This is a genomic window from Bifidobacterium sp. W8103, from assembly GCF_016100775.1.
Taxonomy (GTDB): Bacteria; Actinomycetota; Actinomycetes; order Actinomycetales; family Bifidobacteriaceae; genus Bombiscardovia; species Bombiscardovia choladohabitans.
Window position 1 is genome coordinate 390,663 of the sequence record NZ_JACFRV010000001.1, and the last position, 16,036, is coordinate 406,698.

The following is a 16,036-nucleotide window of genomic DNA, read 5'->3' on the forward strand; positions in this document are numbered from 1 at the left end:
TGGGGAAACAACAGCAATGGCCGGCTCGGCGACGGGACGACCACCGAACGGCATACGCCTGTCAGGGTGAACAAGCCTGACCGCAACACGTACCCGGACCTGCCAGAGGATTTCACCTACGTACAAATCAGCGCCGGAAACGATTATTCCCTGGCCGTGGGCAGCGACGGCAACGCCTACGCCTGGGGTGTCAACGGCTCCGGCCGGCTCGGCGACGGGACGACCACCGAACGGCATACGCCTGTCAGGGTGAACAAGCCTGACCGCAAGGCGTACCCGGACCTGCCAGAGGATTTCACCTACGTACAAATCAGCGCCGGATGGGAGCATTCGCTGGCCGTGGGCAGCGATGGCAACGCCTACGCCTGGGGAAACAACAGCAATGGCCGGCTCGGCGACGGGACGACCACCGAACGGCATACGCCTGTCAGGGTGAACAAGCCTGACCGCAAGGCGTACCCGGACCTACCCAAGGATTTCACCTACGTGCAGGCCAGCGCCGGAGGCGCTCATTCCCTGGCCCTGGGCAGCGACGGCAACGCCTACGCCTGGGGATGGAACGGCAGTGGCCAGATCGGCGACGGGACGACCACCGAACGGCATACGCCTGTCAGGGTGAACAAGCCTGACCGCAACACGTACCCGGACCTACCCAAGGATTTCACCTACGTACAAATCAGCGGCGGAGCCGATCATTCGCTGGCTGTGGGCAGCGACGACAAAGTCTGGGCATGGGGATGCAACTGGTAGTATGGCCAGCTCGGCAACAACACCATCAGCGGGTACAGTGACGTGAATCCTGTTCCTGTGCGCGTGCGCGACCCCGCCAACCCCACCGACAAGAGCAAAGGACTAAAAGCCACACAGGTCAGCGGCGGGTGGCATCTTTCGCTGGCCCTGGGCAGCGACGGAAACACCTGGGCATGGGGTGCTAACGACAGTGGCCAGCTCGGCGACGGCACAGGAAACACCAAGTCGGCTCCCGTGCCGGTGGTGTTCAACCTGCAGCTGGTGATCACCGGCGTCAGATTCGACCAGACTGCCGTATCAGGCTTGACGCGCGGCGATGGCAACAGTGTCAGCGTGCTCACGCCTGCACACCAGCCGGGCACGGTCACGGTCAGCGTCGACTACACGATGGGTGGCACAGGAATCACCCTGACCGACACTTCCCTCAGATACACGTACCTGCCCGCAGGCGTGCTCCCCAAGGCCGGAGGGGAAGGCATCCTGCTCGCCCTGGGCACCGGCATGACCGGCATGGGCGGAGTCCTCGCATCCCGCCGCCACCGGAGGGAAACGCACCGACTGCTTTACGCTTCGCACGAGTAAGAAAAGGCCTGGGGCGCGTATCAATCCCCCCGCCCCCGGCCCATATAGGGGGCAGAGAGGAAAAGTGTCACTTAAGGCCCAACCCCAAGAGAGCCGACACCCCCTCCCGCGCCCCCACCACACAATCGGTCGACCGCCCGAACGCAACAGAGGAATCGACTCCTCTTATCCAGCTCGGACGGTCGACTACAACTGTTCTACTGCTGGTCGGCAGTCGTGGCGTAGATGGTCTTCTTGCAGGCCAAGTACACGACCAGGCCCAGCAGGGACACGGCAGCTCCGATCAGCAGCAGGTTGCTGTAGTTGGCGGCCGGGCCGGTGGCGCCCATGATGCTGAAACCCTCCAGGCTGGGCTTGCCCATCAGACCGCCGATGATGGCGATGCCGATGGAGCCGGTCACGTTCATGACCAGATCGTTCATGCCCACGCCGCGGCCCGACTGGTCCTGGGGCAGGGTGTCAAGCACGGTGGAGACGATGGGCGAATACATCAGTCCGACCCCGGCATAGTAGACGCAGGCAGTCAGCGTCAGGGCCAGCAGGCCGGAATTGACCACCAGAGCCGTCCCGGCGAAGCCCAGAATCATCAGACAGGCGGCGATGATGATGGCGGTCTTTCGGCCGATCTTATCTACAATGGCGCCCGAGGTGGTGCCCAGCACGGCGGCCACCAGGAAGGCCCAGACCACATGCAGGGAGACCGTGGTAGTCGACACCTTGTAGACGTCACGTCCGATGGCGTTGAAGATGGGCGACATGCAGTAGTTCATGAAGTAGAAGATCAGAATCAGCCCGATGCCCATCAGCCAGCGCTTGTTGCGGAAGAAGTCCGGGGTGATGAAGGGGCTCCGGGCCCGGCTGATGTATACGGCAAAGATCAGGTAGCAGACAGCGGAGGCCGCCAGCAGCCACCAGGCCGTGTACGAGAAGAAGAGGGTCAGCAGGGCCGTGGCCAGTCCGAAGATGACGAAGCCCAGCCAGTCCACCTTCTCGCCGTTGCCGCCGCCGGTGGGCAGGCTCTTGAGCAGGATGGGCAGGAAGATGATGGTGACCGCGGGAATCAGGAAGAGGTACTGCCAGGCTATGGAGCTGAGCAGGCCGGCGGCGAAGATGCCGATGGCTGCAGACACCTGGTAGCCTGCCGTGAAGATGCCGAAGAAGATCACCTTCAGGGAGGGCTTGAGGTACTTGGTGGCCACGACCAGGTAGGCCGAGCCAGCCACCTGTTCGCCGGCGGTCTGCAGCAGCCGGGCCGCGATCACATTCCAGATGTTGGGGGGCATGATCGTGTTGGCCACGTATCCGTACACGGACCCGATGAACAGTATGCACAGGCCGAAGGTGACCAGCTTGCGCAGGGATACGAAGTCACCCAGGGACCCGTAGATGAAGCAGACGATGCCCAGGACGATGCTGGGTAGGGCCGTGATCAGCGAGGCCTGGTCGGGGGCGCCGGCATCCTTGCCGACCTGCTGGAAGACCAGGTTGAAGCCCTGCAGGCACAGGGTGCCCAGGACGAAGGTGATCAGCAGCAGGATCAGCGATCGTACGGCTGTCGAATCCTCGGTGGATTGCTTTTCGGACATAATGTCTTCAATTCTCTTTCTTTTGCGTGAACTTGCCGGGGATGGAGGACCTCAGTCGGCCTGGGAGGCCAGCCTGGTGATCCGGGTCATGAACTCGTCCAGGAAGCGGGGCACGTCCACGCCGACGGCCACGCGCATGGTCTTGTTCGGGTCGTTGAGCCGCTGCTCGTCCCCGATGGTACGCCCGCGAGTGGCGCCTTCGGTCTCCACCTTCATATTGATGGGCAGGGTGGTGACCAGGGTCGGATCCACGGCCACGCCCACGGCCAGCGGATCGTGCAGGCCGCAACCACCCAGATGGGGCGAGGTGGTCTCGTAGGCCTTGATGTAGAAGTCGGTCATGTCCGCCAGGAAGTTGCCTGCCGCAGTGCCCAGCTGCCGCCAGCGGGCGGTCTCCTTGTAGGTCAGCAGGGTCTGCAGGGTCACGTCCAGGCCGACCATGGTCACGGGAGCGCCGGAGCGGAAGAGCACATCGGCCGCGTCCGGGTCCTGGGAGATGTTGGCCTCCTGCCAGGCGTCCACATTGCCCGGCACGGTCAGGGCCCCGCCCATGAGCACAATGGAGCCTATTCGCTGGGCGATGTCAGGCTCCTTGGCCAGGGCGGCGGCGATGTTGGTCATGGGGCCAGTGGGCACGTAGACCAGATCCTTGCCGTAGGTGTTGACCGCATCGATGATGAAGTCCACGGCCGACTGTGTCTCAGCCTTGCGGTCCGAGTCGGGGATGGCCACGTCGCCGATGCCGTTCTCGCCGTGGATGAAGGCGGAGACGGGCAGCACCTCGAAGGAGTCCGCCTTACAGGCGTGGGACAGGCCCGGGTAGACCTTGACCTCAGGATGACCCAGCAGGTCGGTGATGGCCAGATCGTTGCGGATGCCCTGCTCCAGGAGCACGTTGCCATAGGTGCCGGTTATGCCGATCAGCTCAACTTCGGGGCTGCCCAAGGCATAGGAGATAGCCAGAGTGTCGTCGACACCAGTGTCCAGATCGAGAATCAGCTTACGCATACAATGTTTCCTTTCATCGCCATGGCTGTATGGAACCATGGCCGTATGCATCCACGATGTCCTTGTGGTGGATGCTTGTTTATCATATGCGAAATCGAGCGGTTTCGCTCCCCTATGACATGCGCAAGTCGTGGACAATATCCGCAAATGTTCATATAGCCCGCAACCAGGGTCCGGATAGCGAATCCAGATAGCGAATCCAGCAGCTGGTTCTCCGGCTGATTCCCCCTGTCCACAATGGCGAGCCTGGTCGACGGACCGCTCCCCCAGATGCCTATGATTACCCTGATTAAGCCCGGATGATCTGGCGAAAGGGGAGCCCATGGCTGCGATTCAAGGACGGCGGCGCAATCTGCAACTGATGACCGCCCTGGGTGTGCTGGCCGGCGGCCTCTATGGCTATACCCTGACCGTCATCTCCGGCGCGCTGATCGGCATGAATCTAGGCTCCGGCCCGGGCGGGCATCTGACTGCCGGCGAACAGGGCATAGTCACCTCAGCCCTGCTGATAGGAGCTGCATTGGGATCCTACCTGGCTGGCAAGTTCAACGACCGTTTCGGCCCCAAGCACATCATCCTGGCCGGCGCCCTGCTGGCCATCCCCGGAGCCCTGCTGAGCGCCCTGGCCCCCAGCCTGACCCTGCTTGGTCTGGGAAGATTGATCATCGGGGCTGGCATCGGCATGACCTCGACCATCGTGCCCATCTACCTGGCCGATATGGTCGGCACGGAGGAACGCGGACGGGTGGTTTCGGTCAACTCGGTCATGATCGTGGTCTGGCAGCTGCTGGCCGTCAGTGTCAACGCCATCCTGGACCGGATGGGTGCCGACTGGCGGACCATGCTCTGGGCCCTGGTGCCTCCGGCCATCCTGCTGGCCCTGCTGGCCTGCTTCCTGCATGACAGCCCGGCCCACCTGATCCGCCGTGGCCAATCGGACCAGGCAGCAGTCTTCCTGGAATCCACCCGCGACAAGGCAGAGGCCCGGGTGACCATGCGGGAGCTGTCACATCCGGCGAGCGCGAAGACCGCCGGCTTCAAGGCGCCCTGGCTCCGGCGGGTGCTGATCGTGGGCATCGGCGTGGCCATGATCAACCAGCTGACCGGGCTGAACATCGTCAACTATTACGCGCCGACCATCTTCACCGACACCCTGGGCTTCGACCCCTCCCTGTCCATGGTGGCCACCGTGCCCGTCATCCTGGTCTCCGCCATAGCAGCAACCATCGGAGGGCTGGGACTGATCGACCGCTTCGACCGCCGCGCCATTCTGGCTGTGGGACTTGCAGGCACCATCATCTTTCTGGCAGCCATCGGGGTCTGCTACCGGTTCGTCGGCGCCCCGGGCAGCGGGTCACGGACTGCCGCCTGGATCATGATCGGCATGATGATGATCTACGTGGTCTTCGTCCAAGGGCTGGTGGCCCCGGTCACCTGGCTTCTCCTGTCCGAGATCTTCCCCCAGCAGGTCAAGAGCCGTGGCATGGGCTACGCCAACGTGGCCATGAACCTGACCAACTTCGGGCTCTCCCTGGTCTTCCCCACCCTGCTGGCCCGGCTGGGCGGCACCGGCACCTACCTGCTCTTCGCCCTGATCAATGTGTGCGCCCTGGTGTTCGCCTGGGTCATGGTGCCCGAGACCCGTGGCAAGAGCCTGGCCCAGATCGAGCAGGAGGCCCGCACCCGGGCATGAAACCGGGCATAAGAAGAGGGCGAAACCGGATACAGGCCCGCCCTCATGGAATCCGATACCTCAGATTCTGATGCCTCAGATGTTGAAGACCTGCTTGGCCAGCTTGGCGATGGTGTCGCCGCCCAGCTGTGCGACATCATTCTTGCACTGGTTGATCCTGCCGAAAAGCTGGTCCGCGTCGTTGTATGACAGGGGCTGGCCGATCTCCTTGGACAGGTCAACCAGCTGGTCGATGGTCTCCAGGTTGCTCAGCTTCTCTACCAAGGTCTTCTCGTCCATGAATCACTCCTCTGTAAGCGGCGGTGCAGACACCGGGGGCCTTGCGCCATCGATGCCCACCTTTCCCTTCCCATCATAGCCAGCTAGCGGATGAACCAGGCGCGTAGAGAGGCTCAAATCAGGTCGTAGGAGAAATCGTGGATCTGGTCCAGGGCCTGCCGGCTCTCCTCCAGCCAGGTCATGGCCACCGGATAGACGTGTCCCAGAGTCTGCAGGCGGTTGGGCCTCAGGTCATGCAGCTCGAAGTCGCGGCCCTTCCCGCACAGAATCTCGGCCAGCTTGAGCGCGTCACCCTGCAGAAAGTCGTCGGCACTGGTGTTCAGGAATACCGGCGGCAGGTGGACCATGTCGACCATGGTCGTCAGGTCGGCCACCTGGTCGCCCCCAGCCTGCACGAAGCTTCTGAAGAAGGATGGGGCAACCATGGCCAGGGCATTGGTGGCGGATCCAGTTGAATCGGAGTCTTCCGGATCCACCGATAAGTAAGGAGTCAGATCGAACAGGCCTGAGACGAAGGCAGCGCCCCGGGGCCGCAGCCCGGCAGGCTTCAGCCCCAGCCTCTGCGCGAATTGGTCATCGGACTCCACAGCCAGCATATAGAGCGCCAGGGTGCCTCCGGCCGAGTCACCCGTCAGAAAGATCCTGTCGGGCGAGACCGGATACTCGTCCAGGTGGTTCTTGATCCAGGTCAGAGCGGTCAGCACGTCAGACAGCTGGCCCATGAAGTCCGTGCTGGGGATCAGCCGGTAGTTGACCGAGAAGACCGCAAAGCCACGCTGGGCCAGGTGGGTACAGAAGTTCCGGTTGAGCTCCTTGTAGCCGTACATGAACCCGCCGCCGTGGATGTCGATGTAGACCGGGGTAACCCTGCCGTTGCGCAGCAGTACATCATGAGGCAGGTAGAGATCCAGCTTGTGGGCTCGCAAACCATCGTCCACATAGGCGATGTCGTTGAAGCAGTCCACCCCCTCGGGCACCTGCCAGTGACGGGAACGGGGAGCGTCCATGCGCCCGAAGGTCAGCCGGGATCCCAGAACGGCCCGAACCATATCGGGTCTGCAACCATCCAGGTCCCCGTCGACCTCGGTCCATCCCTCTAACAGTTCACGTTCCTCGTCGGTTACGCTCATCTGTGCATCCTTGCTCATCATTCAGCCCTCATAACTCCAACCCGCACAGCTTTTCGCATCCGGTCTTGCGAGTTTACAGCCAATATACCTTGCCGGCAAACGGACACTCCTGGCCCTGGTCGCGCTCCTGCCGGTAGAATGACGGGAACAGCGACAGAAAGGCCAAGGATGACAATCGCAAGCTACGAAGGCGTATCCGCGCTTTCCCTGGGCCTGCCGCCCACCACCGCCATTCCAGCAGCCAAGGGCGAACTGCCCATACGAGCTTTCACCACACGACCGCCCGTCTCCTCACGGCTGCGCCAGCACTTCTCCACCAGCGTCGACAAGATCGTCATGCTGGCCCTGCTGCGGCCCGGTACCATCCCTATGACGGATGGCACGCACTGCCATGAGGTGCTGGTCATGGCCGTCGGGCTGAAGACCCCCGATGTGCCGGAGGACGTGCTGGAACATATCGCCGCCATGCGCTCCTCAGGCATGGTTTTCATCACCATTCACCAGGGCGAAGAGGGTCTGGCCTGCACCCCGGCCGTCCGCCGGGCCCTGCCCACCAAGGCCGGTCATGAGACCAGACATACGCTCCACCTGGGCAGGCCACGCCCTGCCGATAAGACCAAGTTGACCCTGGTCGGCGACGATATGGACCAGGTTTGGGACAGCCTGTGTGCCCAGGTGACCCTGGACCAGGCTGACGGCACGGATCTGGACAGCCGCCTCGCCGTCCGCGAGCGCATCGACCTGCTCAAGGCCCAGGAGGCCAAGCTGACCGGGGACCACGGCCGGGCCAAAACCACCCAGGACCGCAACACGGCCTTCGCCAAGCTCCAGAAGGTCCGTGCAGAGCTGAAGCAGCTTTCCGCCGATAATTAGACGGCAGAGAATCAGGACGCAGAGTCCGGCCAGGCCTGATTCGTCACTTTGGGCCGGTCAGCGGTCCCAGTATGCTCACCCAACTCGGCGCTCTCGTCGGGAATATCCCTGTAGGCCAGATATCTGCGCAGTTCGAAGGCCGTGGCCAGGATGGGATAATCGCTCAGGCGTCGGGGGTTGTACCCTGTCTCTCTGGCCAGGGCATCCAATCGGTTCTGCATAGTGTTCTTGTGGATGAACAGCTCCTGGGCGGCGTGGGTGATGCTGCCGTTGTGCCGGGTGTAGGCACTGAAAACCCTCTCGAACCGATCCACCCGATCCGGCTCCAGACCAGCAAAGACCTGATCCACAAAGGCCCGGCACTGCTCGATGGGCAGTGAGGTGATCAGCCGCCCCGCGCCCATCTGCTCGTACCGATACCGCTGGTCGTCGGCAGTGAACCCGGCCCAGCGCGCAGCAACGCAGGCCTGCCGGTAGCTGTGCCAATACTGGCCCGGGTCCGCCTGGATCATCCCCGCGCCCAGCACCACCTTGGAGCCGACCACCCTACCCAGGGCCTGGCGCAGAGCAGTCACGAACTCATCCAACTCGGCATCCTCCATCTGCGGAGCATAGATGCGAAAGTCTCTGGGGCTCACGGCAAAGAGGGGAACCCCGAAGGACAAGCACGTCTGGCAGAGCCTCTCGTAGAGCCGATCCTGGTTGAGTCTTTCCAGCCGGATACCTGGCGCCCGACCGACCAGAGCCCGCCGTGGACCCGGCAGATCCAGGTCCAGAGCCAGGGCCAGGGCGTTCATCAATTCGTCGTCCTTGTGCTCCAGGGTCAACAGGTTGACCAGGTTGCTGGTCATGATCCGCCGGTTGAATCGGGCGATCTGCTCCATGTTGGCGAAGAGCATGAGTTCGGTCATGCGCTCGATGATCCCTCCCAGAGCGCCAACCTTGTTCACCGGTCCCGTGATCCCGATGACCGCCACCACCGCATCGTTGAGTACCACCGGCACGTTGACCCCGTCACGGGCCCCCTGATAAGGATGCCGACGATCCACGGCAACGGTTCGACAGTCAACGGCCGCCTGACGGGCCGCGTCATGGAAGCTGCCGATGCGCGAAGGATCAGTGCTGGCCACCATGGTTCCCTCGGTGTCGAAAAAGTTGATGTTGTACTCGATTACATCCTTGAGATTGTCGACGATTGTCTGCGCCGTCGCGGGGTCTATGGTCATGGCTTGCCTCCCTACGAACATGGTACATGAACCATTTACGCCAGCGCCATCCATCGCTTTTCGGGTATGGGTGCCCTGGCAAAAAGTGCACAACAGAGCCACAATGAAAGTGAGAAAAATTATGGGATCGTTACTGGTCCGGCAGCTACGACGATGCCGACCCTGGTCCCTGGCACAAGTTACGGATCAAAGGAACTGACATGGACATTACCCTGTCATGGTGGGCCGCCCTGCTGGGTCTGGCCCTGGCCATCATCCTCATTCTCAAGAAGCTCAACACCACCTATGCGCTCATGCTGGGAGCCATCGTAGGCTGCCTAATCGGGGGCGCCTCCCTGGGCCAGACCGTCAACATCGTGGTGGCCGGCTCCCAGAGCGTCATGGGCACGGTCATCCGGGTCCTGGCTGCCGGCGTGCTGGCGGGGGTCATGATGGAGTCCGGCGCCGCCAACCGGATAGCCCGGGCCATTGTGGACGGCCTGGGCGAGCGCATGGCCATCCTCTCCCTGGCCCTGGCCACCATGATCATCTGCGCCGTCGGAGTCTTCATCCCCGTGGCCGTCCTGATCGTGGCACCCATCGCCATCGAGGTCGGCAGCCGGCTCAAGATCTCCAAGCTGGCCCTGCTGATCGCGCTGTCCGGCGGAGGCAAGGCCGGCAACATCATCTCCCCCAATCCCAACACCATCGCGGTGGCCTCGGGATTCCACATACAGCCCTCGGCGGTCATGATCGGCAGCTTCATACCGGCCTTATGCGGACTGGCTATGGCCGTCCTGCTGGCCACCATCATGCAGCATCGCGGACGGATCGTCACCATGGACGATCTGGGCGAGGACGCGGCTAAAGCCTCCAAGGACAAGGATCTGCCCTCCCTGGGACGCTCCCTGGTGGCCCCGATCACCGCTGTGGTCCTGCTCCTGCTCAACCCCGTGGGTTCCATTCTGCACATCGGCCTGCTGGAGCGGTTCCAGGTGGATGCCATGTACATCCTTCCTCTGGCATCCATCCTGGGTCTGCTGGCCATGGGACAGGGCGGCAAAATCCTCACGTACACCAGCGCCGGCCTGCAGCGCATGGTTGATGTGGTCCTCATCCTGATCGGAGCCGGAGCCCTGGGTGGACTGATCACCAGCTCCGACCTGCCCAAGCAGATCGTCAACCTCATCCACGCCATGGGCGTGCCCGGATCCATGCTGGCCCCCATCGCCGGCATCCTCATGGCCGCAGCCACAGCCTCCACCTCCACGGGCGTCATCCTGGGCAGCAGCTCCTTCGGCAAGTCCATCCTGGCCTTCGGCACCTCGGGGGTGGCTGCAGCCGTCACCATGCAGGCGGGCGCCACGGTCATCGACCAGCTGCCCCACGGCAACTACTTCCACGTCACCGCCAAGTCCATCAACATGACCCTGGGCGAGCGGATGAAGGTGGTCCCCTTTGAGTTCCTGGTGGGCCTGACCATGACCCTGGTGGCCATGCTGGTCTATCTGGTCTTCTGAAACGACGGATCAGGAAAGGTAACAACCATGAAAATCATCATTGCACCCGACTCCTTCAAGGGCAGCCTGACCGCCAAGGAGGCTGCAAATGCCATCGAACGCGGATTGCGTCGCAGCCCCCTCAAGGCCGAAATGGTCCTGGTGCCCATGGCAGACGGCGGCGAGGGCACGGTCCAGTCTCTGGTCGATGCCACCTCAGGCCATATGATCCAGGCCCAGGTCACCGGACCCCTGGGTCAGACCGTGAACGCCAGCTACGGCATCCTGGGTGACGGACGGACAGCCGCCATCGAGATGGCTGCAGCCAGCGGCATCCAGTTCGTCAACGAACAGACCCGCGACCCGCTGGTCACCACCACCTACGGCACGGGCGAGCTGATCAGCAAGGCCCTGGACCAGGGCGCGCAGGAGATCATCGTCGGCCTGGGCGGCTCGGCCACCAACGACGGCGGTGCCGGCATGGCCCAGGCACTGGGTGCCCGGTTCCTGGACGCCGACGGGCATGAACTGACCCAGGGTGGAGCGGCGCTGGCCCGGCTGGACCGAATCGACGTCTCCGGGCTGGATCCCCGATTGGCCCACACCCGCATTCGTCTGGCCTCGGACGTGACCAACCCCCTGACAGGTCCCAAGGGAGCCTCGGCCGTCTTCGGACCGCAAAAGGGGGCGGACCCATCCATGGTGGCCACCCTGGATGCGGCCCTGGCCCACTATGCAGCCGTCATTCGCGAGGACCTGCATCGGGAGGTGGAGACCAAGCCGGGCGCAGGGGCCGCCGGCGGTCTGGGCGCGGGATTCCTGGCCTTCACTCCGGCTGTCATGGCCTCGGGCGTCAGCATCGTGGTGGAGACCACCCGTCTTAAGGAGCTGGCCCACGGCGCCGACCTCTGCTTCACAGGCGAGGGCGGCATCGACTTCCAGACCGGTTTCGGCAAGACCCCCATGGGCACAGCCCAGGCCGTCAAGGAGTCCTCCCCCGGCTGCAAGGTCATCGCCCTGGCTGGCAACGTGGGCGCCGGGACCGAAGAGCTCTACAAGGTGGGCATCGACGCCATCTTCAGCATCAGTCCCGGGGCCGTCAGCCTTGAGGATGCCATGGCCAAGGCCGCCGACAACCTCTCCGCTGTGGCCGAGAACATCGGCAGGCTCCTGGCCTGATCCAGCTCGCGGATCAGCAGGAAAACGAGGGGGCTCCGGATGCCTTGCGCACCCGGAGTCCCCTGTAATCAGAACCCCTGTCATAACCCCTGCTCGGTATAACCTTCAACAGTCATGCCGAACAGTGGAAGCCATCAGTCGAATTCTGTGATGACCGAACGGATGACCTCGCCGTTGACCAGCTGCTTGTATGCCTCGTCGATCTGGCTCAGCTTGATGTGCTGGCTGACGATGTCATGCATGTTCAGCCTGCCGTCCACAGCGAAGTCGGCATACATGGGAATGTCGTGCTTGATGTTGGTGGAGCCCATCCACACGCCCTTGAAGCCGCGCTGGTGGACCAGCAGATCGGCCGGGTTGATCTCCAGGGAGACCGTGGCATCCGGCTTGGTCAGACCGATCGGGTAGGCGGTGCCGCCCACGCCCAGCATGTCCCAGGCCTGCTTCATGGTGACGGGCAGACCGATGGCCTCGAAGGCCTGGTCCACGCCGCCGTCAGTCAGCTCGCGCACCTTGGCCACAGGGTCCTCGTTCTTGGAGTTGATGACGTCGGTGGCGCCGAACTTGCGGGCGAACTCCAGCTTGTTGTCCAGCAGGTCGATGGCGATGATCCGCTTGGCGCCGCAGATCCGTGCTCCCGAGATGATGTTCAGGCCGATGCCGCCGGTGCCGATGACGGCCACGGTGTCGCCGGGACGCACATGGGCGGTGTTGATGGCCGCTCCGGCTCCGGTGATGGTGGCGCAGCCGATGCAGGCGGCCTCATCCCACTTGACCTGGTTGTTGACAACGGCCAGCTGGTTCTCGTGAATCAGGGCCTTATCGGCGAAACCGCCGGTGCCGAAGGCCTGGGTGATGGGCCGGCCGTCGGGGAAGGACAGACGGGGCTTCTCGCCCGCGCCGCGCACGCACTCCTGCTGCTGAGTGCAGGACTGCGGCTGGCCCTTGAGGCAGTTGGCGCAGTGTCCACAGACCTGCTCCAGGGAGGCCACCACATGGTCGCCCACCTTGATGCCGGACACCTCGGGACCCACAGCCTCGACGATGCCCGAGATCTCATGGCCGATCACAGCCGGGAAGGGGAAGAACTTGTCGTCATCCTCGACCAGATGCAGATCCGAATGACACAGACCCGAGGCCTGTACATCCACCAGGACCTCCGCGCCAATGGGGTCGTCAATGATGATCTCCTCGGGCTGGGCAAAGCCCTTGCCGATGCCGTAGGCAATCGACGCCTTGATCTTCTGAGGCATAAACCATCTCCTAATCGCAATGCCGCCACCGGCCTCATGCCAGGCAGGGCAAAAAACAACGTTGAATATTCCGCTGTGGCAACGGCCATCCTCAATGTATGCACCGCTGCCGCAGACCACCTTCATGCTAGCAGGAAAGAGGGGCCAATCAGCATTTAGACTGGCCCGGGAAGAGGCCTCCGGCGTTTCCTCGACGGGGACTCCAGGCATCCATAGAATGGGCTTCATGTGTGGACGATTCGCGGCCGACCTGGACTACTCCAACCTGGCCCAGCATTACGGTGCCCGGCAGGCTCCCGGACTGCCCGAGCCCTCCTGGAACATCAGCCCCGGGTCGGTCATCACCCTGGTGGCCCAGGACCGACATGGGCAGCGGCATCTGCATCCGGCCCGCTGGAACCTGGTCCCATCCTGGTCCGGAAGCGATCAGATGGCCTACCCCACCCACAACGCCCGGGTGGAGAGCGCCCTGACCAAGCGGACCTACGCGGACTCGGCCAGGAGTCAGAGGGCCATCATTCCGGCCAGCGGCTACTACGAGTGGACACCTGACCACCAGCCCTACTACTTCCAGGCCCCCGACGGCCACACCCTGAACATCGCCGGCCTCTACTCCTGGTGGCGTGCCAGGCCTGGTCAACCCTGGCTGCTGACGGCCACCATCCTGACGACGCAGGCCACGCCGGGGGCCGCCCGGGTGCACGACCGGATGCCCCTGCTGATCACTGATGAGAACGTGGACCCCTGGCTGGACCCAGGCATAGAGGGCAGTACGATCCTGCCCCAGGCTGTGGAGCCTGGCCGTCATGCTTCTGAAGAACTGACCATGCACCCGGTGGCGCCCCTGAAGGGGGACGGTCCGGAGCTGACAGAGGCCATGGCCCTGGACCAGAGGGTCAAGAGAATTTAGAGGGTTCGAAGGATTCAGATGGTGAAGCCCAGCTCCCGCGCAGCCTCGGTGGGGACCGGGTCGTAGGCCCAGTACTCGCTCAGGTTGTCGTCGGAGGACAGACTGCGAATCTCGGCCTTGTCGATGTAGACCTCGCCCGACAGATGGTCGGTCTCATGCTGGAAGATGCGGGCCGGCCAGCCGTGCATGCGCTGGCGGTGTTTGCGCCCGGAACGGTCCTCCCAGCTGGCCGTGATGTCCAGCCAGCGCCGCCGGACCGCCTGGAATCCGTCCAGGGAAAGACATCCCTCATAGAAGGCCGCGGTCTCCTGCCCGATAGGCTCGTAGGCGGGGTTGATAATGACCCTGAAGGGCAGTTCATCGATCTGGCGCGGATCGTCCTCGTCGTCGCGGACATGGTCCTCGATGACGGCGATGGCCAGGCCCAGGCCCACCTGGGGCGCTGCCAGTCCCACGCCCGGGGCCTCAAGCATGGTGGTGCGCATGGCCTTGAGCAGCCTGTTCAGAGTCTTGGCTGCCAGCTGACCCTTGTAGGGCTGGGCCTGTTGGCGCAGGACGGGCTCGCCCATCTGCACGATAGGCAGGAGCTCCTCTTTGCCGGCCTCGGCCAGCATGGATTCCACCCGGTGGTTGAGATCGGCGTCGAAGGCCGCCTTTCTGCCGAACATGGATGATTCCGCCTTTCCTGGGTCGTCGGTTCAGATGGCCAGCTCGTCGGCCACGACCGAGGCCAGCCGCTGGCAGACCTGGTCGGCCTGCTCCTGGGTGGCCGCCTCGACCATGACCCTGACCAGGGGCTCGGTGCCCGAAGGCCGCAGCAGGACCCGGCCGGTGTTGCCCAGCATCCGCTCCTCCGCCTCGACCGCATCCTGGACCTTGGCATTGGTGCGGGCCGCGTTCTTGTCCACACCGGGGACGTTGATCAACTGCTGGGGCAGCTGGGGGAAGTCGGCGGCCAGCTCCTTGAGGCTCTTGCCCGAGCGCACGACCTCCTTGGCCAGGGTCAGGGCCGTCAGGGTACCGTCTCCGGTGGTGGCGAACTCCCGGTTGATGACGTGCCCGGATTGTTCCCCGCCCAGGGTGTAGCCCCCGCGCAGCATCTCCTCAAGGACGTAGCGGTCGCCCACAGCCGTCTGTACGGTGACGATGCCCATCTGCTTCAGGGCCAGCTTGAGTCCCAGGTTGCTCATGACGGTGACCACCAGGGTATCGTTGGCCAGCTTGCCCTCGCGCTGCTTGGCTCGGGCCAGGATGCCCATGATCTGATCGCCGTTGACCATGTTTCCCTCTTCGTCCACGGCCAGGCAGCGGTCGGCATCCCCGTCGAAGGCCACGCCCATGACCGCATCCGAGGCCTTGACCATGGCCTGCAGCTGTTCAGGGTGGGTGGACCCGGCGTGCTTGTTGATGTTGTATCCGTCGGGCGAGGCGTTGATGACCACCACGTCCGCTCCTGCCCGGCGCAGGGCCTCGGGGGCCACCACCGAGGTGGCTCCGTTGGCGCAGTCGGCCACGATCCGCAGACCGTCCAGGGGCTTGGGCTGGGTCTTGTCGGGGGCGACAGGGGCCACGGCCTCAACCAGATGGTCGATGTACATGTTGGTGGCGGTCACCGTGTCATGGGAGACACGGCCCACGCCCTCGCCCACCGGGCGCTCCCAGTCCTGGCCCAGGACCGCTTCGATGTCGTCCTCCTTGGAATCCTGGAGCTTGAAACCACCCCGGGCGAAGAACTTGATGCCGTTGTCGGGCATGGGGTTGTGGGAAGCGGAGATGACCGCCCCCATCTCCACGTTGAGCACGCTGGTCAGGTAGGCGATGCCCGGAGTGGGAATGATGCCCACGTCAATCACGTCGAAGCCACCCGAAGACATGCCAGCGGCCAGGGCCGAGGCCAGGAAGTCCCCGGAGACCCTGGTGTCACGGCCGATCAGGGCCCGTCGGCGGCCCGCGGACCGATCCGCGCCACGGCCCAGGACACGGACTGCCGCATCGCCCAGATCCAGGGCCAGTTGTGCAGTCAGGTCCCTATTGGCTAAACCGCGTACACCATCGGTACCGAATAATCTGGGCATTTGCTCTCCTCCGA

At 63.6% G+C, this 16,036-nt stretch carries 15 protein-coding genes; 7 read left to right on the forward strand and 8 right to left on the reverse strand.

Annotation, left to right across the window (positions count from 1 at the left end; translation table 11 throughout):
• Together H3U90_RS08385 and H3U90_RS08390 are read left to right on the forward strand one after the other, a co-directional pair.
• Positions 1–750: RCC1 domain-containing protein (locus H3U90_RS08385; protein WP_415873739.1), on the forward strand; the 750-nt coding region annotated here is incomplete at its 5' end.
• A 42-nt stretch (positions 751–792) separates the two neighbouring features.
• Entirely contained in the window at positions 793–1,332 is a 540-nt protein-coding gene (locus H3U90_RS08390; RefSeq protein WP_332460570.1) for a hypothetical protein, read from the forward strand.
• A 197-nt stretch (positions 1,333–1,529) separates the two neighbouring features.
• On the opposite strand, the gene H3U90_RS01500 is transcribed toward H3U90_RS08390, so the two are convergent.
• Both H3U90_RS01500 and H3U90_RS01505 read right to left on the reverse strand, forming a co-directional pair.
• A complete protein-coding gene (locus H3U90_RS01500) occupies positions 1,530–2,918 on the reverse strand; it encodes an MFS transporter (RefSeq protein ID WP_198176768.1) in 1,389 nt (462 codons plus the stop codon).
• A 51-nt stretch (positions 2,919–2,969) separates the two neighbouring features.
• On the reverse strand, positions 2,970–3,926 hold the full coding sequence (locus tag H3U90_RS01505; RefSeq protein ID WP_154313098.1) for a nucleoside hydrolase: 957 nt from the start codon (positions 3,924–3,926) through the stop codon (positions 2,970–2,972).
• A 322-nt stretch (positions 3,927–4,248) separates the two neighbouring features.
• Between H3U90_RS01505 and H3U90_RS01510 the strand changes: the two genes are divergently transcribed.
• Complete coding sequence (locus H3U90_RS01510; protein ID WP_198176769.1) at positions 4,249–5,619, forward strand: sugar porter family MFS transporter; 1,371 nt, start codon at positions 4,249–4,251, stop codon at positions 5,617–5,619.
• A 75-nt stretch (positions 5,620–5,694) separates the two neighbouring features.
• Here H3U90_RS01510 and H3U90_RS01515 read toward each other — a convergent pair whose 3' ends face one another.
• Both H3U90_RS01515 and H3U90_RS01520 read right to left on the reverse strand, forming a co-directional pair.
• Positions 5,695–5,898, reverse strand: coding sequence for a hypothetical protein (locus H3U90_RS01515; RefSeq protein ID WP_015021464.1), 204 nt, complete (start codon positions 5,896–5,898; stop codon positions 5,695–5,697).
• A gap of 113 nt (positions 5,899–6,011) precedes the next feature.
• Positions 6,012–7,028: an alpha/beta hydrolase gene (locus tag H3U90_RS01520; protein ID WP_232340529.1), complete on the reverse strand. Its 1,017-nt coding sequence runs from the start codon at positions 7,026–7,028 to the stop codon at positions 6,012–6,014.
• 168 nt (positions 7,029–7,196) lie between these two features.
• Between H3U90_RS01520 and H3U90_RS01525 the strand changes: the two genes are divergently transcribed.
• Positions 7,197–7,901, forward strand: coding sequence for a DUF4391 domain-containing protein (locus H3U90_RS01525; protein ID WP_198176771.1), 705 nt, complete (start codon positions 7,197–7,199; stop codon positions 7,899–7,901).
• A gap of 11 nt (positions 7,902–7,912) precedes the next feature.
• Here H3U90_RS01525 and H3U90_RS01530 read toward each other — a convergent pair whose 3' ends face one another.
• A complete protein-coding gene (locus tag H3U90_RS01530) occupies positions 7,913–9,127 on the reverse strand; it encodes a CdaR family transcriptional regulator (protein ID WP_198176772.1) in 1,215 nt (404 codons plus the stop codon).
• 200 nt (positions 9,128–9,327) lie between these two features.
• Here H3U90_RS01530 and H3U90_RS01535 point away from each other — a divergent pair, with 200 nt between their 5' ends.
• Both H3U90_RS01535 and H3U90_RS01540 read left to right on the forward strand, forming a co-directional pair.
• Positions 9,328–10,626, forward strand: coding sequence for a GntP family permease (locus H3U90_RS01535; RefSeq protein WP_110424965.1), 1,299 nt, complete (start codon positions 9,328–9,330; stop codon positions 10,624–10,626).
• 27 nt (positions 10,627–10,653) lie between these two features.
• Complete coding sequence (locus H3U90_RS01540; RefSeq protein ID WP_198176773.1) at positions 10,654–11,784, forward strand: glycerate kinase; 1,131 nt, start codon at positions 10,654–10,656, stop codon at positions 11,782–11,784.
• A 134-nt stretch (positions 11,785–11,918) separates the two neighbouring features.
• Here H3U90_RS01540 and H3U90_RS01545 read toward each other — a convergent pair whose 3' ends face one another.
• Positions 11,919–13,037 carry a zinc-binding dehydrogenase gene (locus H3U90_RS01545; protein WP_198176774.1) on the reverse strand — a complete coding sequence of 373 codons (1,119 nt, stop codon included), beginning with the start codon at positions 13,035–13,037 and terminating at the stop codon, positions 11,919–11,921.
• A gap of 226 nt (positions 13,038–13,263) precedes the next feature.
• Here H3U90_RS01545 and H3U90_RS01550 point away from each other — a divergent pair, with 226 nt between their 5' ends.
• The gene (locus tag H3U90_RS01550) at positions 13,264–13,947 is read left to right on the forward strand and encodes an SOS response-associated peptidase (protein WP_198176775.1); all 684 of its coding nucleotides are present in this window, start codon (positions 13,264–13,266) and stop codon (positions 13,945–13,947) included.
• Between the two features lie 14 nt (positions 13,948–13,961).
• Here H3U90_RS01550 and H3U90_RS01555 read toward each other — a convergent pair whose 3' ends face one another.
• Complete coding sequence (locus H3U90_RS01555; RefSeq protein WP_198176776.1) at positions 13,962–14,615, reverse strand: peptide deformylase; 654 nt, start codon at positions 14,613–14,615, stop codon at positions 13,962–13,964.
• Between the two features lie 30 nt (positions 14,616–14,645).
• On the reverse strand, positions 14,646–16,022 hold the full coding sequence (gene glmM, locus H3U90_RS01560) for a phosphoglucosamine mutase (protein WP_198176777.1): 1,377 nt from the start codon (positions 16,020–16,022) through the stop codon (positions 14,646–14,648).
• Positions 16,023–16,036 lie beyond the last annotated feature (14 nt).